This window comes from Pseudomonas sp. JV449 (assembly GCF_032424295.1).
Classification (GTDB): Bacteria; Pseudomonadota; Gammaproteobacteria; order Pseudomonadales; family Pseudomonadaceae; genus Aquipseudomonas; species Aquipseudomonas marginalis.
The window spans coordinates 1-21234 of sequence record NZ_VYKD01000023.1 but is presented as its reverse complement, the minus strand read 5'-3'; the positions used below and the strand labels follow the sequence as shown (position 1 = coordinate 21234).

At 62.2% G+C, this 21234-nt stretch carries 21 protein-coding genes; 5 read left to right on the top strand and 16 right to left on the bottom strand.

The genetic code is table 11. The features are described 5' to 3' along the window. Positions 1–60 precede the first annotated feature (60 nt). Positions 61–1269 (bottom strand): pyridoxal phosphate-dependent aminotransferase, encoded by a 1209-nt coding sequence (locus F6S08_RS21525; RefSeq protein ID WP_315872324.1) that lies wholly within the window; start codon positions 1267–1269, stop codon positions 61–63. A gap of 11 nt (positions 1270–1280) precedes the next feature. Continuing rightward, positions 1281–1943 (bottom strand): RraA family protein, encoded by a 663-nt coding sequence (locus tag F6S08_RS21520; RefSeq protein ID WP_315872323.1) that lies wholly within the window; start codon positions 1941–1943, stop codon positions 1281–1283. Between the two features lie 122 nt (positions 1944–2065). Here F6S08_RS21520 and F6S08_RS21515 point away from each other — a divergent pair, with 122 nt between their 5' ends. Beyond that, positions 2066–2962: a LysR family transcriptional regulator gene (locus F6S08_RS21515; RefSeq protein WP_315872322.1), complete on the top strand. Its 897-nt coding sequence runs from the start codon at positions 2066–2068 to the stop codon at positions 2960–2962. A gap of 64 nt (positions 2963–3026) precedes the next feature. Next, the gene (locus tag F6S08_RS21510; RefSeq protein WP_315872321.1) at positions 3027–4082 is read left to right on the top strand and encodes an NAD(P)-dependent oxidoreductase; all 1056 of its coding nucleotides are present in this window, start codon (positions 3027–3029) and stop codon (positions 4080–4082) included. 27 nt (positions 4083–4109) lie between these two features. Here the strand turns inward: F6S08_RS21510 and F6S08_RS21505 are convergent, their stop codons facing one another. The 4 genes from F6S08_RS21505 to F6S08_RS21490 form a co-directional block, all read right to left on the bottom strand. Next, positions 4110–6521: a TonB-dependent siderophore receptor gene (locus tag F6S08_RS21505; protein ID WP_315872320.1), complete on the bottom strand. Its 2412-nt coding sequence runs from the start codon at positions 6519–6521 to the stop codon at positions 4110–4112. 75 nt (positions 6522–6596) lie between these two features. Then, positions 6597–7547, bottom strand: a complete 951-nt coding sequence (locus F6S08_RS21500) for a FecR family protein (protein WP_065923889.1) — start codon at positions 7545–7547, stop codon at positions 6597–6599. Next, positions 7544–8065, bottom strand: a complete 522-nt coding sequence (locus F6S08_RS21495; protein ID WP_065923888.1) for a sigma-70 family RNA polymerase sigma factor — start codon at positions 8063–8065, stop codon at positions 7544–7546. The genes F6S08_RS21500 and F6S08_RS21495 overlap by 4 nt, the downstream gene beginning before the upstream one ends. 141 nt (positions 8066–8206) lie before the next feature. Beyond that, positions 8207–8848 carry a TetR/AcrR family transcriptional regulator gene (locus F6S08_RS21490; protein ID WP_065947625.1) on the bottom strand — a complete coding sequence of 214 codons (642 nt, stop codon included), beginning with the start codon at positions 8846–8848 and terminating at the stop codon, positions 8207–8209. 122 nt (positions 8849–8970) lie between these two features. Between F6S08_RS21490 and F6S08_RS21485 the strand changes: the two genes are divergently transcribed. Together F6S08_RS21485 and F6S08_RS21480 are read left to right on the top strand one after the other, a co-directional pair. Then, entirely contained in the window at positions 8971–10188 is a 1218-nt protein-coding gene (locus tag F6S08_RS21485) for an MFS transporter (protein ID WP_074847357.1), read from the top strand. Positions 10189–10281: 93 nt separating this feature from the next. Then, the gene (locus tag F6S08_RS21480) at positions 10282–11079 is read left to right on the top strand and encodes a DNA/RNA non-specific endonuclease (protein ID WP_315872319.1); all 798 of its coding nucleotides are present in this window, start codon (positions 10282–10284) and stop codon (positions 11077–11079) included. Positions 11080–11088: 9 nt separating this feature from the next. Here F6S08_RS21480 and F6S08_RS21475 read toward each other — a convergent pair whose 3' ends face one another. The 3 genes from F6S08_RS21475 to F6S08_RS21465 are packed head-to-tail and all read right to left on the bottom strand — an operon-like array spanning position 11089 to position 12467. Then, the gene (locus F6S08_RS21475; RefSeq protein WP_027604002.1) at positions 11089–11268 is read right to left on the bottom strand and encodes a DUF1289 domain-containing protein; all 180 of its coding nucleotides are present in this window, start codon (positions 11266–11268) and stop codon (positions 11089–11091) included. A 24-nt stretch (positions 11269–11292) separates the two neighbouring features. Next, positions 11293–12195 carry a CDF family Co(II)/Ni(II) efflux transporter DmeF gene (dmeF, locus tag F6S08_RS21470; protein ID WP_065923884.1) on the bottom strand — a complete coding sequence of 301 codons (903 nt, stop codon included), beginning with the start codon at positions 12193–12195 and terminating at the stop codon, positions 11293–11295. After that, entirely contained in the window at positions 12192–12467 is a 276-nt protein-coding gene (locus F6S08_RS21465; RefSeq protein ID WP_074847356.1) for a metal/formaldehyde-sensitive transcriptional repressor, read from the bottom strand. Before F6S08_RS21465 ends, dmeF begins: the two co-directional genes overlap by 4 nt. Before the next feature lie 487 nt (positions 12468–12954). On the opposite strand from F6S08_RS21465, the gene F6S08_RS21460 reads away from it, so the two are divergent. Then, positions 12955–14166 (top strand): YeeE/YedE family protein, encoded by a 1212-nt coding sequence (locus tag F6S08_RS21460; protein WP_074847355.1) that lies wholly within the window; start codon positions 12955–12957, stop codon positions 14164–14166. Position 14167: 1 nt separating this feature from the next. Here F6S08_RS21460 and F6S08_RS21455 read toward each other — a convergent pair whose 3' ends face one another. From F6S08_RS21455 to F6S08_RS21425, 7 genes are all read right to left on the bottom strand, one after another. Beyond that, positions 14168–14329 carry a DUF2986 domain-containing protein gene (locus tag F6S08_RS21455; RefSeq protein WP_065923882.1) on the bottom strand — a complete coding sequence of 54 codons (162 nt, stop codon included), beginning with the start codon at positions 14327–14329 and terminating at the stop codon, positions 14168–14170. 80 nt (positions 14330–14409) lie between these two features. Then, a complete protein-coding gene (locus F6S08_RS21450) occupies positions 14410–15636 on the bottom strand; it encodes an MFS transporter (protein WP_315872318.1) in 1227 nt (408 codons plus the stop codon). A gap of 228 nt (positions 15637–15864) precedes the next feature. Further along, positions 15865–16383, bottom strand: a complete 519-nt coding sequence (locus F6S08_RS21445; protein WP_065923880.1) for a DUF2569 domain-containing protein — start codon at positions 16381–16383, stop codon at positions 15865–15867. 83 nt (positions 16384–16466) lie between these two features. Further along, positions 16467–17702, bottom strand: coding sequence for a type II toxin-antitoxin system HipA family toxin (locus F6S08_RS21440; protein ID WP_065923879.1), 1236 nt, complete (start codon positions 17700–17702; stop codon positions 16467–16469). Further along, a complete protein-coding gene (locus F6S08_RS21435) occupies positions 17695–17940 on the bottom strand; it encodes a helix-turn-helix domain-containing protein (RefSeq protein ID WP_027604011.1) in 246 nt (81 codons plus the stop codon). Before F6S08_RS21435 ends, F6S08_RS21440 begins: the two co-directional genes overlap by 8 nt. Before the next feature lie 87 nt (positions 17941–18027). Next, on the bottom strand, positions 18028–19068 hold the full coding sequence (locus F6S08_RS21430; protein WP_065923878.1) for an alpha/beta hydrolase family protein: 1041 nt from the start codon (positions 19066–19068) through the stop codon (positions 18028–18030). Between the two features lie 96 nt (positions 19069–19164). Next, a complete protein-coding gene (locus tag F6S08_RS21425) occupies positions 19165–21186 on the bottom strand; it encodes a methyl-accepting chemotaxis protein (protein ID WP_315872317.1) in 2022 nt (673 codons plus the stop codon). Between the last annotated feature and the right edge of the window lie 48 nt (positions 21187–21234).

Sequence of the window (21234 nt, the reverse complement as noted above, 5' to 3'; positions counted from 1 at the left end):
TGTTGTTCTAGGCAGTCAAAAGGCGACCGTCCGCTGGTCGCCGGGTGTTACGGGTGGCCGTCAGCGCAGGTCATGGCATGCGTCTTTGAGGCGACGGCACCCTTCTTCGATCACGTCCAGGGCGCTTGCGAACGACAGGCGCACATACGGCGACATGCCGTAGGCCGCGCCGCTGACCGTGGCCAGGCCGTAGTCGCGCAGCAGGTAGTCCACCAGTTGGGTGTCGCTGTCGAGGCGATCACCCTGGGGGGTGAGCTTGCCCATCAGGCCGCTGACGTTGGCGAACACATAAAACGCGCCATCGGGCGGGATGATGCCCAGGCCTGGAATACCCGCCAGTCGCTCCAGCATCAGGGCACGACGCTGCCGGTATTCTTCGCGCATCGCCGCAATAGGCGCCTGGTCACCGGCGAATGCAGCCACGGCGGCGGCCTGGCTCACTGAGCTGGGGCAGGTAGTGGTCTGCGACAGCAGCTTGGCGATGGCCGCGATCAGCCACGCCGGCCCGGCGCCAAAGCCCAGGCGCCAACCGGTCATCGCATAGCCCTTGGACGCGCCGTTGACGATCAGCGTGCGTGGCTTGAGGTCGGGCGCCAGGCGTGTCAGCGGCACATGTTGGGCGTCGCCGTAGACGAAGTGTTCGTAGATCTCATCGGCCATGACCAGCACATGGGGGTGGCGGCGCAGCACCTGCGCCAGGGCCAGCAGCTCGGCTTCGCTGTACACCGCGCCGCTGGGGTTGTTCGGGCTGTTGAGGATCACCCATTTGGTGCGTGGGGTGATCGCCTCTTCGAGGGCGTCGGGCGACAGCTTGAAACCCAGGCTTTCATCGCCCGGGATGATCACCGGCGTGGCATCGTTGAGCCGTGCGATGTCCGGGTACGAGACCCAATACGGCGTGTGCACGATGACTTCATCGCCGCGATTCAAGGTGGCGGCCAACGCGTGATAAATGATGTGCTTGCCGCCGCAACCGGCGACGACTTCGTCCAGGCCATACACCAGATCATTGTCGCGCTGCAGTTTCAGGCAGATGGCCTGGCGCAGCGCGAGGGTGCCGGTGGTGGCGGTGTAATGGGTGTCACCGCTGCGCATCGCCTGGCTGGCGGCCTCGAGAATGTGCGCCGGGGTGTCGAAGTCCGGCTCGCCCACGGTGAAGTTGACGATGTCGCGGCCCTGGGCACGCAACTCGGTGACCAGGGCGTTGGCGGCGATGCTGGGGGAGGGTGCGATGCCCAGGACGCGGTCCGACAAAAATGCAGTGCTCATCTCGGACTCCTTCACGCCAGGCCGGCGTTGTTGAGGGCCTTGTCGATCCAGCTCTGGCGCACCGCACCGCTGGCGATCTCTGCCTTGACCGCTTCTTCATGTTCGGCATGTTGTGCGGCACGGCGCAGCACTTCGGCGGCGTCGGCCTGGGAGAACGCGACCAGGCCGTCTTCATCACCCACCAGCAGGTCGCCGGGGTTGATCACCATGCCGCCGATGGACACCGGCACGTTCACTTCGCCGGGGCCGGTCTTGTACGGGCCGGTATGCACCACGGCGCGGGCGTAGCAGGGGGTGTGCTCAAAGCTGGCGACATCGCGAATCGCGCCGTCGATCACAAACCCCACGCAACCGCGCTGTTGGGCATACAGCTTGATCAACTCGCCGATCACCGCGTTGTTGGTGTCGCCCTGGCCGTCCACCACCAGCACATGGCCGGGTTGCAGCAGGCTCATGGCCTTGTAGATCAGCAGGTTGTCGCCGGGGCGGGTCTTGACCGTGATCGCCGTACCCACCAGCTTGCCGCTGCGGTTGTAGCGGTTCAGGCCACGGGCGCCGATATGACGGCCGAGGTTGTCGCTGATATGCGGGGTGACGACATGGGCAAACGCCTCGACCAGTTCGGCCGGCGCCATGGGCGCGTTGGGAAGGATGCGTGAACCGGGCAAGGACATGGCAAATCTCCAGAATTGTTGGATAGCGATGGGCTATGGCCGGATCTTAGGAGTGATGATGGGAGAGTTTTAGCGATATTTTATGATGTGATAGCATCGCTTTTTTTCATGAGTTGGTCGCCATGATCACCTTCAAGCAAATCGATGCGCTGTATTGGATCGCCGAACTCGGCAGCTTCGAAGCGGCGGCGAACAAGCTGAACATGTCTCAGTCGGCCATCTCCAAGCGCATCCAGGAGCTGGAAGACACCTTCGACGTCGAGATTTTCGACCGCAGCAAGCGCAACGCCCGGCTGACGGAGAAGGGCGGTGAGCTGCTCGACTATGCCCGCGACCTGCTCGACAGCCGCGACCAACTGCTCGAACGGGTCAGCGCCCGCGAGGTGCTGGTGCGCCGTTTTCGCCTCGGCGTCACCGAACTCACCGCCTTGACCTGGCTGCCGGCGCTGGTGGAAGCGTTGCGCCAGGCCTACCCCAAGGTGCAGATCGAACCGTCAGTGGAACTGAGCAGCGAACTGTTTCGCAAGTTGGAAAGCGACCAGCTCGACTTGGTGATTGTGCCGGACGTCTACAGCGACCCGCGCTTCCACAGCACCGCGCTGCAAAGCGTGGAAAACGCCTGGATCTGCGCGCCTGGCCTGATCCCGCACCCCGACCCCGTCAGCCTGGAAGTGCTGGCCGATTACACCGTGCTGACCCAGGGTTCGCAGTCGGGCACCGGCCTGATCTACGAGCGTTGGCTGGCCGCGCACAATGTGCAGATGCCGCGCACCCTCACCAGCCATAACCTGCTGGTGCAGGTGGGGTTGGCGCTGTCGGGGATCGGCGTGAGTTATTTGCCCAAGGCGTGTTTGTCGCACCTGATCGAGCACGGTGCATTACGCGCGCTGGTCACGCAGCCGGAGTTGCCGAATATCCAGTATGTAGCGTTGCATCGCGTGGATCGACAGTTCGGCTTGAACCAGGACGTGGCGCGGATGGCGCAGGTGTGCTGCGATTTTTCGCGATTGTTGTTTTAGAGCAAGTGTGGCGCGATGCTAGTGTATTGGTGCGGTTGAACACCCTTTAAAGAGGCTCACAGGTATGGCATTCACCACCCTGATACTGGATGCACCCGGCCCGCCGTTGCTGTTCGAGGAAGTCGACCGATTCCTTGAGTTGGGCCTGGTCGTTACCCTGAATCTCTACTATTTCACCGATAAACACAGTATCCGCGAGCATTATGGCGAGCGCATCCGGTACACCGAGATCAATGGCCACGACAGGCACGCTTTCATCGACGCCGTGACCCAGGCCGGGGGGTATAGCGTGTTCAAGACGCGCCTGAATATTCCCCTTGAGCGCGAGCTGATCCGCGCCGCTGCATCACCGGCCCTGCCAACGCCGCTGCGCGCCATCGCCCAGGCGGGTACAGGCGTTAACCATATCGACCGGCAAGAGGCTGAACGGTGGGGCGTGAGCGTACTCAACACACCGGGCTCCAACGCGGCGGCGGTGGCCGAATACGTCATCGCCCAGGCGTTGTTTTTATCCAGGGACCTGGACCACTACAACGCCCAAACGCATAACGGTCGCTGGGCCAAGGGCACCCTGGCGCCAGGCCGCGAATTCGGTGAACTCACGCTCGGGTTGGTCGGTACCGGCAGCATTGCCCAAGCCGTCGCACGCAAAGCGGGATCGCTCGGTATCAAGGTCATCGCCAGCGGTTCAGAGCGTTTTACGCAGCAGGTCGCGCACAGCCTTGGGCTTGAGCGACGGCAAACCCTCGAGCAATTGCTGGGGGAGGCCGACGTGGTGTCTATCCACGTACCGCTGACACCGCTGACCCAAGGCCTGTTCGGCCTTGCCCAGTTCAGGCAGATGCGCCAAGGCTCGATACTGATCAATACCGCTCGCGGCGGCATCGTCGACGAAGCCCAGTTGGCAAGCTTCATGACCGCGTTTCCCAGGCATATAAAAGCGGTTGCCATCGACACCTTTGTCCACGAAAAAGACCGCTTTGATTCGCCACTGGCAGGCATCGGCAACGCCCAACTGACACCGCATATCGCCGGCAGCACGACGACGGCGATCCGTAAGGCTTCACGGCAGATTGTCGACAAGATCCACGCGCTCAGCCTGGCTGCGGACCCAGGCTGAACATTGCCGAGCCGCTGCCGGTGCGCCTTACCAGCGATACGTCAACGAACTGACCAACTGTCGCTCATCGCCATAGCGGCAAATCGCGAATTCGCAGTAGGTGTAGCGCTTGTTGGTGACGTTATTGGCGTTCAGCGCGACTTCCCAATGCGGGTCGATCTCGTAGCTGGCGCGGGCGTCGTACAGGGTATAAGCGGGCATCGATGACGGCACGCCGGAGGCCTGGGTAGTGCCTTTGTAGCGGGCGCCGCCGCCGATGCGCAGTTGCGGGATGCCGAGCGCCGCCAGGCGGTAATCGGCCCAGAGGGCGGCCTGGTGGTAGGGGGTGTCTTCGCTGCGCTGGCCGATTTCGCTGGCGATATCGCTTTTGGTGATGCGTGCGTCGATGTAGGCGTAGGACGAGATCAGGCTGAGGTTGGGGGTGACTTCGGTCTTGGCTTCCAACTCGAAACCACGGGAGCGCACTTCGCCGACCTGTACCGAGAAATTGAGGTCGGTGCGGTCCTGGCTCAACACGTTGCGCTGTTCCAACTGGTACACCGCCGCACTCAGCAGCGTGGCGCTGCCTTCGGGTTGATAGCGGATACCGATCTCATATTGCTTGCCCTCGGTGGGCACAAAGCTTTGCTCTGCCTTGTTGGCTCCGGCCACCGGGAAGAACGATTCGCTGTAGCTGATGTAGGGCGCCAGGCCGTTGTCGGCCTTGTACACCAGGCCCGCGCGCCAGGTGGTGGCTTCATCGCTTTTGCCGCTGTCGGCGCCATTGCGGAACAGTTCGGTGTGCTGGTCCGCCCAATCATGACGGCCACCGAGCAGCAGTATCCAACGTTCGTCGAACTTGATCTGGTCCTGGAAGTAGATGCCTTTTTGCAGAGTATCGATCTGCGAGCCACGGTCGGTCGCGGGGTTTTTATTGACCACCACCGGCTGGCCGTAGTTGTAGGTCGCCAGGTTCAGCGACGGTGCGTTGCCACGGAAGTTGTGCGAATCGTAACTGGTGTCGTAGCCATCGAAACCCAGCAGGAAGGTGTGCTGCCAGTCGCCGAACTGCCATTTGCTCTCGATATTGGTGTCGCTGGCCAGGCCTCGCGAGCGTTCCTGGCGGTCGCTGTATTGGCGTCGCAGCAGGCCGGTGGTTTGTGCGGTGCCGATGTTGGTGCCGGCGATGTTGACTTGCAGGTAACGCCAGGTCACATCCGACTGGTAGTAACGCAGCTTGTTGCTGATGCGCGTGTGTTCATCGAAGCGATGTTCGAACTCATAGCCCAGCGCCGACATCTCGCCGTTCATTTCGTCGTAGTCCGGCTCGCCGATAAAGTCGTGGCGGCCGATCTGGAACCGGCCTTCGCCGACGCTTTTGGTCAACTGATAGGGCAGGGGCGCGGAGAAGCCGGTTTCGGTCTTCTGGTAGAACGACAGCAGGGTCAGCGAAGTGTCGTCGTCGGGCCGCCAGGTCAGGGCCGGGGCCACGTAGATCTTATCGTTGTTGATATGGTCGGCGGCGGTGTCGCTCTTGCGATCGAGCAGGGTCAGGCGGTAGCTCAAGGTGTCGCTGTCGCCCAACGGGCCGGTGAAGTCCGCGGACAGTTGCTTGCGGTCGTTCTGCCCGGCTTGCAGGTTGATCTCGTGGTAGGGCGTCTGGCTGGGGCGCTTGCTCACGGTATTGATCAGGCCGCCCGGCGACAGCTGGCCATACAGCACCGACGCCGCGCCGCGAATCACTTCCGCACGTTCCAGGCCATAGGGTTCCTGCACGCCGTCGTAGGAGTTGTTCTGCAAGCGCAGGCCGTCGCGCAGGGAGCCGCCGGTGGCCGATTCCACATCGAAGCCGCGAATGCGGAAGCGGTCCGAGGTGCGGTTGAAGCTGGTGGGTTGGCTGGTGAAGCCCGGGGTCAGGTCGAGGGTCTGCGACAGGGTTTCCGATTGGCGGTCGCGGATCTCGTCGCTGGTGACCACCGACAGCGATTGTGGGGTTTCGATGATCGGCGTGTCGGTCTTGGTGGCGCTGAGGTTGCGCGTGGCGACATAGCCCTGGACGTGATCGGTGCTGCTCTCTTCGATCCGTCCGGTGATCGACGTGGGCCCCAGTTCCAAGGAGCCTGTGGTGTCGATCGGCACCAGCACGTAGCCATTGGCGCCTTGCACCGCCCGCAAGCCACTGCCGCGCAGCAACTGGGCAAAACCCTGGGCCACCGGGAAGTCGCCTTGCAGGCCGGTGGTGTTGAGGCCGGCGACGGTTGTGCTGTCGAACAACAGCGCCACATGGGCCTGCTGGGCGAACAGATTCAGCGCAGGTCCCAGGGGGCCGGCGGCAATGGCATAACGCGCCGCCTCCTGCGCCGCCACCGGGCTGCACACGCCTAAGCTCAGCGCAGCCAGGCTGGCCAGGTTGATCGCCAGGGCGAGGGGTATGGGAGAACGCTTGAGGTGGCGGGGCATGGAAGAAATTCCTGTTATTGAGGTGCTTTCTTCCTTGACGGGGCAGGCGTGAAAAGCGGAACCCGGCAGGCGAAACTATTTTTCCAGGCGTTCGACCTGCAACCACAACGGGCTGAATGCGCGGATACGCACCGGCAGGCCGTCGGCAATCAATTGCAGGGCGCGCCGCGGGTTATCCAGCGGCAACACCGCGGACACGCGCAGGTCGGCCAACTGCTGGCGATCGAACTGCACGTGGCCGCCGTACTGGCGCGCGAGTTCGTCGAGTACCTCCGGTAACGGCCGGTCCTGCACCACCAATTGATGGTGTTTCCAGGCGTCGTCCGTGGCGCGTGGGTCGATCTTGCCCAACAGCGTGACCGCGTCCGGGGTGATGCGTGCCTGTTCGCCGGCGCTGACCTGGACGGCGTCATGCCGGCTGGCGTCGGTGGCGGCGACGGTGGATTCGAGCATACCCAGCAGTGTGCCCGGTGCTTCGCGCTTGACCGTGAAGCGCGTGCCGAGGGCACGCATCTGGCCGTCGTCGGTCACCACCGTAAACGGCCGCGTCGCATCATGGGCCACTTGCACGAGGATTTCGCCGCGCAGCAAGCGCACCTGGCGCTGCTGGCCGTTGAAAGTCAGGTCGACGGCGCTGTTGCCGCCGAGGGTCAATTGCGAGCCATCTTCCAGGTCGACCCGCTGCCATTGCGCCGGGGCGGTGCGCTGGTCGGCCAGCCAGTAACCGGGCGGGTAGGTTCGCAGTGCCAGGGCCACCGGCAACGCCAGCAACAGGCCCAGCAGCACGCGGCCGGCCGGGTTGCGCCGACGTACCCGTGCCGCTTCCAGCGCGGCCTGCACCGGCGCCTGTTGCGGGCGCAACGCCTGCAAACGCCCGACAAAACCCTGCAAGCGCTCAAACGCCGCCACGTGCCGTGGGTCGGCGGCCTTCCAGCGTTCGAATTGCTGTTGCTCGCGCTCGCTGAGGTTGCCTTCATTCAGGCGAATCACCCAGTTGGCGGCCTGCTGGTCGAGGTCGCTGCTCATACGTCCAACGCGTGGTTGCAGTGCATCAGTGCGTTCATCAAATGCTTGCGCACCATGCGCTCGGAAATCCCCAGGCGGCTGGCGATGTCGCTTTGGCGCAGGCCTTCGAGGAAGTACAGCAGGAACGCCTGCCGCGCATTCAGGGCCAGGCCGTCGAGCACGAAGGCGATCTGCTCCAGCGCTTCCAGGGTGACGAGGATTTGTTCCGGCGACTGTTGGCATTGCTCCATCATCTCGACGGTCTGCGCCAGTTCCCGCAGGTAGGCCTCTTCCAACCGGCGGCGGCGTGCGCGGTCGATAATCAGGTGGCGCGCCGTTGTGGTGAGAAACGCCCGGGGCTCGCGCATGCCACCGAGGGCATCGCGGGAGGCGAGGATTCGCACAAACGTATCGTGGGAAAGATCCGCGGCGTTATGGGGGCAACCCAGCTTTTTGCGCAGCCAGCCGAACAGCCAGCCATGGTGCTCGGTGTAGAGCGCATGGACAGCCTGGTTCAAGGGAAGGTTGCTTGCCGACATGGAAGAATACGTCTGCGGATAAGAATTATTCGCAAGATTAGCGGTGTGCCATCAGCGAAAGCAAGCGTGGCCCGCAGGGAGCGCCGTATTTATATCGCCGGGGCTGAACATCCGCTGGGTTATCCCCCCCATGGAAGGCGGTTATTTCGAAGGTGTGCTACGGGGAGGTACCGTTGACGCGGCAACATCCCAGCTCATCAGCAACTGGCTGATCGCCGCGTCGAGGGTGGCATGGGGCACATTGTCCCGCGCCAAGATCGACACCCCCTGCAAAAAACTGTCAAACACACTCGCCATCACGGCGGGCTGGGTCTGTTGCGGCAACTGGCCCAACCGAACCGCGCGCTCCACGCACGCCACAATCCCCGCCCGCGTACGCAGGCGCGACTGGGTCAACCCGTCGGCCACCCGCGCATTTTCCGGGCTGGGCGCACTCATCACGCCCAGCGCCACCATGCAGCCTTTGGGGTGCCCGTCTTCGCATTGCATGCGCGCCGACTGGCGCAGCGCGGTTTCGACGGCCTGGCGCGGGGGCAGGGTGTCGTCCCACAGGCATTCGGTGACCTGGGCGTAGGTCGCCAGGTAGCGCTGCACACACTCGTCGAACAACGCCTCCTTGGAGCCGAACGCCGCGTAGAAACTCGGCGCGGAGATCCCGCCACCCAAGCCCGCCTTGAGTTGAGCCAGGGAAGTGGCGTCGTAGCCATGCTGCCAAAACAGGTGCATGGCCTGTTCCACGGCGTGTTCGCGGTCGAAGGTGCGGGGGCGGCCCATTTGTGCCATGTCAGGTCTCCGGTGGGAAAGCGAGATAAATACTAGTCGATACATAAGTCGTTGACAACGCGCACCAATCGCCCGCAACATTTATATCGATCAGTATCTATGTCTTGCCCAAGGAGTTTCCCGTGACCCCCTCACTCACTTTATCGGCCGCCTCCGAGCGCCTGCCCATCGGTGCCTTGCTCGCCCTGGCGATGACGGGCTTCATCTGTATCGTCACCGAAACCCTGCCCGCCGGCCTGTTGCCGTTGATCAGCGATGGCCTGGCGATTTCGCCGTCGATGGCCGGGCAGATGGTCACCGCGTATGCGCTGGGCTCGGTGCTGGCGGTGATCCCCATGACCATCGCCACCCGTGGCTGGCGCCGGCGCAATGTGCTGCTGCTGACCATCGTCGGTTTCCTGCTGTTCAACTCGATCACTGCGTTGTCGTCCCACTATGGCGTGACGCTGGTGGCGCGCTTCTTTGCCGGGGTGGCGGCGGGGTTGGCCTGGAGCCTGCTGGCCGGTTACGCCCGGCGCATGGTTGCGCCCCACCAACAGGGCAAGGCACTGGCGCTGGCGATGGTCGGCACGCCGATTGCGCTGTCGTTGGGAGTGCCGCTGGGCACCTGGCTCGGTGGCCTGGTGGGCTGGCGCACCACCTTCGGCCTGATGTCGGCGGTGAGCCTGATACTGATCGCCTGGGTGCTGGTAAAAGTCCCGGACTACGCGCCGCAGCCCGCCCATCAACGCCTGTCGCTGGGCAAGGTGCTGACCACGCCGGGCGTGCGCCCTGTGCTGGCGGTGGTGATCAGTTGGATGCTGGCGCACAACATTCTGTACACCTACATCGCACCGTTCGTGGCGCCGGCCGGTTTGGCCGAGCGCGTGGACCTGGTGTTGCTGGTCTTCGGGATCGCTGCGCTGGCGGGGATTTGGCTCACGGCCAGGCTGGTTGAGCCGTTATTGCGCAACACCGTGCTGGCAAGCCTGGCGAGCTTTGCGCTCATCAGCCTGGTGTTCGGCTTACTGGGAACGATGCCGCAGGTGATTTACCTCGGCGTGGCGGTCTGGGGCCTGAGCTTCGGCGGCGCCGCGACCTTGCTGCAAACCGCCCTGGCGGATGCGGCGGGAGAGGGCGCGGATGTGGCGCTGTCGCTGAACGTGGTGGCGTGGAACAGCGCGATTGCCGGCAGCGGCGTGGTCGGTGGCGTGCTGCTGGACACCTGGGGCGTGGGCGCATTTGCGTGGGCGATGCTGCTGTTGGTGGCCGTGTCGTTTGCCATTGCCTGGGTGGCCAGCGCCCATGGCTTCAAGCCGGGCGCGCGGGGTGCGGGAAAGCCGGCGTCGCTCGGGCACTAATCTGACATCTGCTAGTCCATAATCCTCGAAATATCATTCACTTGGCTCCGTACGCGGAGCCTGCCGCTTCACTTTCCTTCGAAGATTCAATCCATGTACCTACGCAACATTGCAGTTGGGCTATCGGCCTTTATCCTGTTTTCGGCCGGGGCGCATGCCCGTGGTGCGATAGACCTTTATTCCACTCAGGAACGGCAGTTGTCGTTCGACAGCTGTGCCGATGTATTCCCTGGCGCGACGCCGATCAAAACCGCAACCATCCCCGCCAGCATGAAACCCCTGGCGCTGTGCTCCGACCATTTCGCCGTGCTGTATTCGCAAACCAGCAAGACGCCGCTGGTGGTGGTCGAGCGCCTCAACGCCCGCCAGCTCAAGGACGCCAAAGGCGAGGAACGGACCAACCATTTCTACGCGGACCCGCGCATTCCCAAGGGCGCGCGGGCCGAGTTGAGCGACTACCATGGCCAGCAACCGGCCATGGATCGCGGCCATCAATCCCCGGCCGCCGATGCCCCCGATGCCAAGGCCATGGCCCAGTCGTTTGCGCTGTCGAACATGGTGCCTCAGGACCCCACCAACAACCGCAAGATCTGGAGTAAGGTCGAGGCCGACGTGCGCAAGTTCGCGGTGCGCGCGGGCGGTGACGTGTATGTGTTCACCGGGCCGCTGTTCGACCCGGGCTACAGCACCATCGGCGCCAACAAGGTCTGGGTGCCGACGCGCCTGTTCAAGCTGGTGTACGACGCCTCCAGCCAGCGCGCCTGGGCCTACGTGCTGCCCAACGCCGAAACGCGTATCCAGAAGCCGATGGACTACGACACCTTCGTGAAAAGCACCGGGCTCAAATTGCTGGGTAACCTTCCGGTATCGGGGTCGGTGGGGCGCTCCTGATCAAGCGGCTTACCTGGCTTTTTTCAACGCTTTCAAGCGTTGGGTTGCACGTTGCACGGCGGCCATTTTCTCGGGGCGTTTCATGCGTTTCCACTTGCGGATCTCGTCCTTGCTGCGGCCACAGCTGACGCACAGGTCGCCGCTGAGCTGGCAGGTGGAGACGCAGGGGTTTTCGATGTCTTTAGCCAAGGGGTCACCTGGGGGGGTAAAGGCTTACGCCGAACGAAACTCAATGGTGAGGTGGCTCACTTCATGCACCGCCTTGAGACGCTCGCGAAGGGTGTCGGCATCCGTGGTCGCCTGGCCGAGCACACTCACGATCGCTGCGTGGGCGTCGGGGCCCACGCGCCACACGTGCAGGTCGGTAATCCTGGCGTCGCCGGGTTGCTCGACCAACTCGCGGATCTCGGCGGCGACGTGCTCATCGGTTTGATCCAACAGCACACCGGCGGTCACCCCCATCAGGCTCCAGGCCCAGCGCGCGATCACGATGGCACCGACGATACCCATCACCGGGTCCAGCCACACCCAGCCCAGGTAACGCCCGGCCAGCAAGGCGGCGATGGCGAGGACCGAGGTCAGCGCATCGGCGAGCACATGCACATAGGCGGATTTGAGGTTGTTGTCGCTGCCGTGGTGGTGCTCGTGATCGTGCTCATGGCTGTGACCGTGGCCCAGCAACAGCGCACTGACGATATTCACCACCAGGCCCACGACGGCAATCAGGGTGGCGGTACCGAACTGCACCTCGGTGGGTTTCAGCAGGCGGATCACCGACTCGACGCCAATGCCCAGGGCCACCAGCGCCAGGATCAGCGCCGAGGCGAAGCCACCCAGGTCGCCCACCTTGCCGGTGCCGAAGCTGTAGCGCGGGCTGCGCGCATGGCGTTTGGCATAGGCATAGGCTGCGGCGGCAATGCCCAAGGCACCGGCATGGGTCGCCATATGAAAACCGTCGGCCAGCAGGGCCATGGAGCCGGTGAGGTAGCCGGCGGCAATTTCCGCCACCATCATCACCACCGTCAGCATCACCACCCACAGGGTGCGCCTGGCGTTCTCGTCGTGGGCGGCGCCGAGGAACACATGGTCGTGGGCGTGGTGGGTCGTGGGCGTCATTTGGCGTAGCGCCGGATGGCTTCGAGCAGTTCTTCGACGCCCTTGCTGCGTTCTTCCTCGCTGAGGGAGGGATCGGCCACGTGCGCCCTGGCGTGTTCTTCGATGATTTCTTCCATCAAGCCGTTGATGGCGCCGCGCGTAGCGGCCACCAGGTGCAGGGTCTTGGCGCAGTCGGCGTCCGACGCCAGGGCTTTTTCCACCGCCTGAATCTGCCCGGCGATGCGCTTGACCCGTTTTATCAGGCTGTCTTTCTTGGCTGCGATATGGCCCACGGTATACCCCCCTACCTATAGTGCGGCGGAGTGTGTCATACCCCACCCCCCTATACAAGGTGACCGCAGCGAGAGGCTGTTGTGTAGCCAACTGGGACCCTGTAGTGAGCGGGCTTGTCCCGCGTTGGGCTGCGCAGCAGCCCCAAAACCAGGCGCGGAGGAGTACCTGATACACCGCATTCATCTTCATCAGAGGCGCTTCGCACCCCAACGCGGGACAAGCCCGCTCACCACAGGAATTCGGTCAGCCTGAAATTGTTTATGCAAGACTCAAGACTTTTTTGTTAAGTTTTAATCCTTAAAAATCAATTGGTTATTTTGATTTGATAAGAGTTATCGAGCCCTGGCGAGGCTGCGCTGACGGTGGCATCGCTTGCATCTACGTTGCCTGACACATCGCTATCGCAGCCTCGCTGAAGATCGACAACGCCCACAGGTTATACTCGCCCCTTCGCAATCACCCCTTCAAATCAAACCGAGATACCCCATGAGCACCTCTCTTTCCCTCACCCCTGCGCGCAAGCCTGTCGCGCCGCTGGTGGCCTTTTTCATCCTGGTGCTGGGCGCCCTGTTCCTGCAAAACAGCGTCGGTTCGCGCCAGGTGCTGTTGCTGGTGGTTGGCGCCGCGCTGGGCTTGACCCTTTACCACGCTGCCTTCGGCTTCACCTCTGCCTGGCGCGTGTTTATCAATGATCGCCGTGGCGCTGGCCTGCGGGCGCAGATGGTGATGCTCGCGCTGGCGGTGCTGCTGTTTTTCCCGGCGCTGGGGGCGGGCACGTTGTTCGGGCAACCGGTGGTCGGGCTGGTGGCGCCGGCCGGGGTGTCGGTGGTGTTCGGCGCGTTTATTTTCGGCATCGGCATGCAGTTGGGCGGCGGGTGTGCCTCGGGCACGCTGTTCACGGTGGGCGGCGGTAATGCGCGCATGCTGGTGACGCTGTTGTTCTTTATCTGCGGCTCGCTGATCGCCACCCACCATGTGGACTGGTGGTTTGCATTGCCGGCGTTCCCGGCGGTGTCCATCGTCAAGAGCTTCGGCGTAGTGCCCGCGTTGCTCGCCAGCCTGGCCATGTTTGCGCTCATCGCGGCCGTCACCGTGAGCCTGGAAAAGCGCCGCCACGGCCAGCTTGAAGAAGGCGTGACCAGCGAACACCAAGGCCTGCGCCGATTCCTGCGTGGGCCATGGCCGTTGGTATGGGGCGCGATTGGTTTGGCGTTGCTCAACTACGCCACCCTGGCGCTGGCCGGGCGGCCGTGGGGGATTACCTCGGCCTTCGCGCTGTGGGGCGCCAAGGTGGCAAACGGGTTGGGTGTGGACGTGGCCAGCTGGGCGTTCTGGCAAATGCCGGGCAACGCCAAGGCCCTGGCTGCGCCGGTGTGGGAAGACATCACCAGCGTCATGGACATCGGTATCGTCCTCGGTGCGCTGTTGGCCGCCGGCCTGGCCGGACGCTTTGCCCCCAGCCTGAAGATCCCGGCCCGCTCGCTGCTGGCCGCAGTGATCGGCGGCCTGCTGCTCGGCTACGGCTCGCGCCTGGCCTACGGCTGCAACATCGGCGCGTACTTCAGCGGCATCGCCTCGGGCAGCCTGCATGGCTGGGTGTGGCTGGTGGCGGCGTTTATCGGCAACGGCGTGGGCGTGCGCCTGCGGCCGTTTTTCTTTGCCGGTGAGCGCCGGCCCGAAGCGCTGAGCGGTTGCTGAGTTAACCCTCGGGGGACATGTCTGGCGCCTGGGCGGCCTCAGCCGCCAGCTTTTCCCGCTCGGCCTTGCTGATGTACTTATCCTTGGATTTCGGTGCCAATTTGGCGCTGGCCTTTTTGGCTTTGGCCTTGAACAGCTGTTGCAGTTTTTTCTGGCGATTCATAGGTTGTACCCGGGTTGGACAGGCCGCGATGATACCAGCTTAAAAATGGCGACAGCTCCCCACGTAGCCGCCGCACAGGCCTAGCCAGGCTGGGTCGCCAGGCTATTACTGACGTTGCGCCCCAACACCAGCACGGTGACAAAACCGCAGCCCAGCAGCGCCGTGGCCAGGCTCAACAGCACCGAGCTGCCCAACTGGTCGACGATCCGCCCACCGAAGAACGAGCCCAAGGCAATGATTACTTGGAACAAGGCCACAAACAGCGGCATGCCGCGTTCGACATCCTTGGGCGCCACCACAAACATCCAGATACTGGCACAGGCCGGGAAGGCGCCGAAGGCGAAGCCCCACAGCCCGATCAGCATCGCTGCGCCGGTCATGCCGGTGGCGAAGTGGGGGAACAGCGCGGTGCTGGTGCCGATCATCAGCGCCACCAGCAACAGGGTGTGACGCACGCTGCGGTTGGCGGCGAAACCGGCAAAGATATTGCCGAACACCCCGGCCACGCCGAAGAGCAGCAACAGCGAACCAATCGTCGGCCCGTCGAAGCCGGAACTGTATTTGAAGAACGGCGCGACATAGGTATAGGCCGCAAAGTGCGCCAGGCCGATCAACAGCACCGCGATCAACCCGATCCGCGCCTGTGGGTTGATAAACAACGCCGGCAGGTCACTGATGCGAATGGCCTTCTCCGGGGTGAGCCGCGGCAGCAGGAACACCTGCGCCAGCAGCACCGGCACGCCCAGCAACGCAGTGACCAGGAACGTCATGCGCCAGCCCATCAGGCCGCTGAGCCAGGTACCGACGGGCACGCCGAGCACGGTGGCCAGGGTCACGCCCATCATGATGATCGAGGTGGCCTTCGCGACGCCCACGCCCTTGGGCGCCAACCGCCCACTGAGGGCAATGGCCGTGGCCCAGAACCCGCCGATGCTGATGCCCAGCAATACGCGGCCGAACAGCAGCAGGTTGAAGTCACTGGCAAAGGCCACGACCGAGTTGGCGATGATCATGATCAGCGTCAGGCCGATCAGCAGGTAACGACGGTCCATGGCGCCAATGCTCACCGACAGGAACGGCGCGGCGAGGGCAGCCATGATGCCCGGCAGCGTCACCATCAGCCCGGCGCGACCGGCACTGATACCGAGGTCGGCGGCGACGTCGTTGAGTACACCCACCGGCAGGAATTCACTGGTCACCAGGGCGAAGGCGCCCACCGCGACCGAGAGAATCGCCAGCCACTGCTGTTTGAGGCTTTGTTGATTATGTTCGGGACGGCCGCTGGGGGCCTGGAGGGCGCTTGGCATGATGCTGGGTTCCAAGGGGGGGATGTTGCCTGAGGCCAGGCGAGGGTGAAAAATTAGAAGGTTATTATAGGAATCGGGCTCGGCAACGCTAGGCGAGAGGTTCGATAGTAATCATCAGTGCTATCGATGTGATGGGGGCAGCCTGCCTGGCAGGGTGTGGCTGGTGGTGGCGTTTTTCTTTGCCGGTGAGCGCCAGCCGGTCATCGGGCAGGCTCGATGCTCACCGCGTCAAAGGCTGACGGGGCCAGGCGCTTGCGCCGCAACCGGCCGGCGTTGGACAAACGTTGCCTTGACCCTTTTGGAGAACAGTATGTAGGGGACCCAGATCGAGGTGGACACCAATCCGCGGACGGTTTCCTTGGTCGTGTTGTAGTCGAATATGGGTTCATCCACCAGAACAAGCGAGCTGAACCATGCATCAAGTGGAACGTAAACAGCCGAGGCAATGAGCGTGACGATATAAACCTTGGGGAATAAATAATGTTCGCAGAAGAACAGGTAAACCAAATAACCAAAGGCCGCGATAAAGACTGCATTGACGAGGGTTTCTGAAATCAGGATCGCGCCCCACAGGGCGTTAGTCATCGTCGGGCCGGATGAGGTGAGGGTACTAAACGCGCCATCTGCGAATATCGGGTAATACACCGCGATAAGGGCATAACCCAGACGCGCCAAGGCTATAAACAGGCCCAACCCAACCACGATCAGCCAACCGCCCAGTCCCTTCAGTGGTTTACTTTCTTGCATGTTCGCTCCGCCGTTCAATAAAGTTAAAACGATAAATAGTCAGCCGTGCTGCTGAATCACCGCCCTATACCAAGCAAGCACAATCACGCCGGTTCAATACTCCTCGCCAGCCCTGTTGCCCATGCAGCGGTCATCTTTTCCCCAACAACATCAAACTCCGGATGGGTGCTTCGATACTCCGAAAGCTCCACCATTGCACGGCTCATACCGCTGTGGACTCTGGCGAGCAATTCATTGCAACGGGCTTCTGTCAAACTGCACGAACTGCGCCCGAACTGGACCAGCATCTTACGTTTTGGCCAAGCCTTTGAACCGCCGAGCAACAGACCCATAATGTCGTTGACTTGATACACCGTGGTCGTCACAAGGTCGTAAGCTGGCGCGAGCCAAATATCGGCGTCTTCTGCGCAGTTCTCATAGAGCAGGCCGAAATTCTTCAAGTGCCCGTCTCCATTTTGTATGCCGGCGCAGAGCGCCACCATCATAAAAAAGTCCTCAAGTGCCTTGGTCACAAGAGAAGGAGAGACGTAAGTCTTGATCAACTTCGCGCAACCCTGGTAGCTACCGTCGTACTTTTTATCTGTCCCCCATCCGGATAAAACGCACATATCTTCAAAACCAAGGTAGGCGCTTTCACCGATGTCGAACCGTTTGACCACCAGAAACTTACCCTGCTGACTCAACTGGCATTCAGGCACTTCAAGGCCTGTATGAAATGCCGCGCGCATGCAGAAAAACTCATTGGCGGCCAGTTGCGCGAAGTCTGAATCATTGAAGGCCTTCACCAAGTGCGTAGCGCCACGATGGGTGAGACGCGCAACGTCAGGATTCGTATCGTCAACGTTGCGCACCAGTACCTTCGGCTGAACGCCCGAAACGCCTGAGTAGGCTGCGTAGGTTTTCATCAGGTCGTCGAACAGATCTTTCGCCCCGTCATACACGAGCAGCTCGGAGAGTTTTATTTCAGGTAGTAATTCATCCGCAGTGGCTCGGGCGACGCTGATGCGGCCCAGTTGATGGGGGCCGACGATACCCAGCAATGTGAAGTCATCAAAGCCTCGCACTGACTTGCTGAAACGTCGCACAAGCTCCGCTTTCAGGTGGCCTTCGGGGAGATGCATCTCAAACAGGGGATGGATGCCATACGCCCAGATGTAGCTCTCCAGGCGCACCGGCATGGTCAGGGAAACCGCGTTCTTTTCGGTGACTGCCGGGTTATACGAAAACACCGAATCGCGCTGGTTTTCTTCGCCGCGCCCGAGTATTCCGGCAGGCACTCCGCTGGTGCCGATGTGCAGCCGATCGCTTGGTCTAGTCATGGACGTTTTCTGCTTTCAGTTCATCCAGCGTTTTGCGTCGACGCTTAGGTGTCGCGGTTAACTCGTACCCTAACCCTTCAAGGATCGCAGCCACCTTGCGAATTCCCACTTCGGGGATGGTGTTGTTCTCGATTCCGGAGATGGTTGCACGACTCATACCGTGCCGAAGTGCGAGCTGGCTTTGGGAAAGGCCAGCTGCCTTTCGCAGGTTTTTGATCAGGAAACCTAAATCGTCCACAGTTTTTGCATCCTATACAATGCATTTGTGAGGGTTAATGCACTTCTGCATCGTATTTGATTCGTTTTTTCTTGAATAGCCTTTTCTTTAGTTAGGCGCTTTGCGCCCCAAAAACTCACTGATCAGCCCCACCACCTGCTGCTGAATCACCGCCCGTGGCCGAGCCCCCTCACCATCGCGGCAAATCATGCCGTCGCCTGGCGAACTCTCCTCAATCAACGCCATGCCGCCCGGCTTGCAGATCGACATAAAGCTGAAGTGGGTGGCGTCGCTGATCTCCACATACTTGGTCGTTGCTTCAGGCAGGCGCTTGACCATATCAGCGGACTCCAACTGCGGGTCCATATCTTCCGACGGCACACCCCCCGCAATCACCAGCGCCGGTACCGGCAGCGCAGCCAGGCTGGCGTCGGTGAAGCCGCGCGACAGGCCCAGGTCCAGGGACACGATGGCGGTGACGCGCTTGTCGCTCAAATCCGCCGCCAAGCGCGCTTTACCTTCTGGCGTGCCAGCGGGATTCATCTCCTGATAGCCGATGCAGCCGCCGAGCTTGGGGTGGGCGCTGCAGTCGCGGCTGAACAGCTCGGGGTCGAAGCGCGCCCCGGCGATTTCCAGCACGGTCCAGCCGCCAAGGGAATGGCCCACGGCGGCAATCTGGCCATTCGCGACCGCGCCAAATGGCTTCGGCTGGGCCAATACCGCGTCGATCACGCGGCTCAGGTCGGCCGGGCGTTGCCATAACTGCGCGGCGGTTTGCAGGTTGCGATCCTTGGTGGTGGTGCCGGGGTGGTTGACCGCCGCCACGATGTAGCCCTGATGCGCCAACGCACTGGCCAGCCACACCTGCTTGCCCCAGTTACCGCCATACCCGTGGGAGAGCACCACCAGCGGATGCTCACCGGCAGCCGGCGGGGCGTCGGGTACGGCGAGGGCACCGATGAATACCGCGTTGTCGGCGATCAGGGTGGGTTTGGCGGTGGTGGTGGCGGGGTACCAGACGACCAGTTCGAGTGGTCGGTTTTCTTGCGTATCGGGCAGGGTGACGGTCTTGAAGCCGACGGGGTTTTCGGCGGCGAAGGCGGGAGCGGTCAGGCACAGCAATAGCAGGGCGGCGAGGGCGCTTTTCACGGTTGTTATCGTCCTTGATATGAGCGACGCATCATGCACTGAATTCCCCGTTCAGTGCCATGAGCCCCGCGCCGTTTTTTTACCTGCTGCTAGCGCCTACGCATGGGTGAGCCCGGTCAACGTATCGGCAATGGTCTTGGTCCGTTGCGCCGTGCCTTCGGTGGCGCGGCTCGACGCCTCCAGCACATCCAGCATCTCCCGCAGCGCACCCACCCCGGTGGACTGGTCTTCAATCTGCTGGGCCACCCGCTGGATCTCACTCGACAACAAGTCGATATCCACACCAATTTCCGCCGCATTCTTGCGCGTGATTTCCGCCAGCTTGCGCACCTCGTCTGCCACCACCGCAAAGCCACGGCCGAGGTCGCCGGCGCGCGCGGCTTCAATGGCCGCGTTGAGCGCCAGCAAATTGGTTTGCCCGGCGATCTGCTGGATCACCTGCACAATCGACTGAATACGCAAACTCGACCCCGCCAGCGTACGTGCGCCCTGCACCGCGACATCCGCCTGGCTCGACAGCCCTTCCACCGTGGCCCCGGCCTGGGCAGACACGCTGTTCTGCTGGCCAATCGTGCCCACCAGTTCATCCATCGAGGCGTGCAACTCGCCGGAGTAATGCTTGAGCTGCGAAGCGATGTCCTCCTGCTGACGCTCGGCCTGGGCCAACACCAGGCCCAAGTCGGCCAGGCCCTCGAAGACTGGCAGGATATTACGGTCCAGGCCTCGGGTATTCAGGGTGTCGGTGAAATCATTGTTCTTGAACGCGGTAATCTGCTTGACCACCACATGGTTCAACCCCGCCAGCTTCTTCACCTGACGCCGTAGGAAAAACGCCTTGAACTCGCCGTAATGGGCGATGAAATTGTCCACGTACTCATCACTGAAACTCGCACCCTTGGCCACCCGAAAGAAGAAAATCGCCGTCAGCGTCTGGTTCAGGTTCAGGCCCAAAATCTCCCCGAAGGTCGAAAACCCCGCCAACGGCACATCTCCAAAAATGCCGGCCATGCTGCCCAGCTCGGAGCCGTTGTTCAGCCGGCGCAGAATGCAGTCATTCAAAATCCCCGCCACCGGCTGGCCACCCTTACCACGCAAGAACTGCTCATAGTCCAGGCGCGTCGCCTCACGCAACGGCGTACGCCGCACCATCACCAACTCCTCGCCCGGCGCCACGTCGCAAAACAACTGCACGATCTGCTGCTCATAATCGATACGCGCGATAGACCGCACAAACAACTCACTGCCCACCCGAATCGCAAACGAATAATCCGCCAGCTTCGACTCCAACGCCTGTGGCGCGCAACTGAACGCATCACACAGCGCCTGCACCATGCTCTTGATATTGCCGCTGCTGTCGATCACCTGGTCAATGGTGCGGTCCTCCACCGACGCCGTCAGCACACTGAAGGTCAAATCCGCCGCCTTGAAATTCTGGCTCTTGAACACCCCAAACCGCACATGGGCCGCCGTCTTCAAGAACACAATCTGCGCATGGTTCTGATAACTGCGCTGGCCGTCATGAATCAGCGTCTTCTGGAAATCCGACTTACCCCCGGCCGATCCCCCCACAAACAAACACGGAAACCGCCCTGACTCATACAGCGCCTCCATGAAAAACGACTCCGACGCCGACAACCCATCGAACACCACATACGCCAACGTATCGCGATGATCAATCGACGTACGCACCTGCACCCGCTTGATATTGGCCACCAACTTGGCAATCCGCTCCTGCATCCCCAGGCGAGTGCCGCCACCGCGAATGTCCTCACACTCCAGTGGCACCATCACCACCTCGGCCGAGGCGATCAGACTGTCGTCGAACAGCTGCAACACAACCCGGTCCCAGCGCTCACCGGTGGCGCAATACAGCGAACCGGGCGCATTGCAGAGCTCGCCGGAGGTGGTGCACAGGCTGAGGGTGGACTGGGGGAAACGGCGCTTGAGCTTGGCGGCGATGGCGTCGATGTCCAGATGGGGGGAGATGAAGCCGGTGATCAGGGAGGGGTTGATGCGTAGGGCGGTGAGGGCGGCGTCCAGATTGTTGGCGGTGCTGGTGAGGGTGGTGGTGCCTTGGCGAGCGGGCCGGGATTTTTTCAGGAGGGAGAGTGGATTCATGGGGTGGGCTCGGTCGGGTGGGGATGCGGGGGTAGGCATGTGATTAGT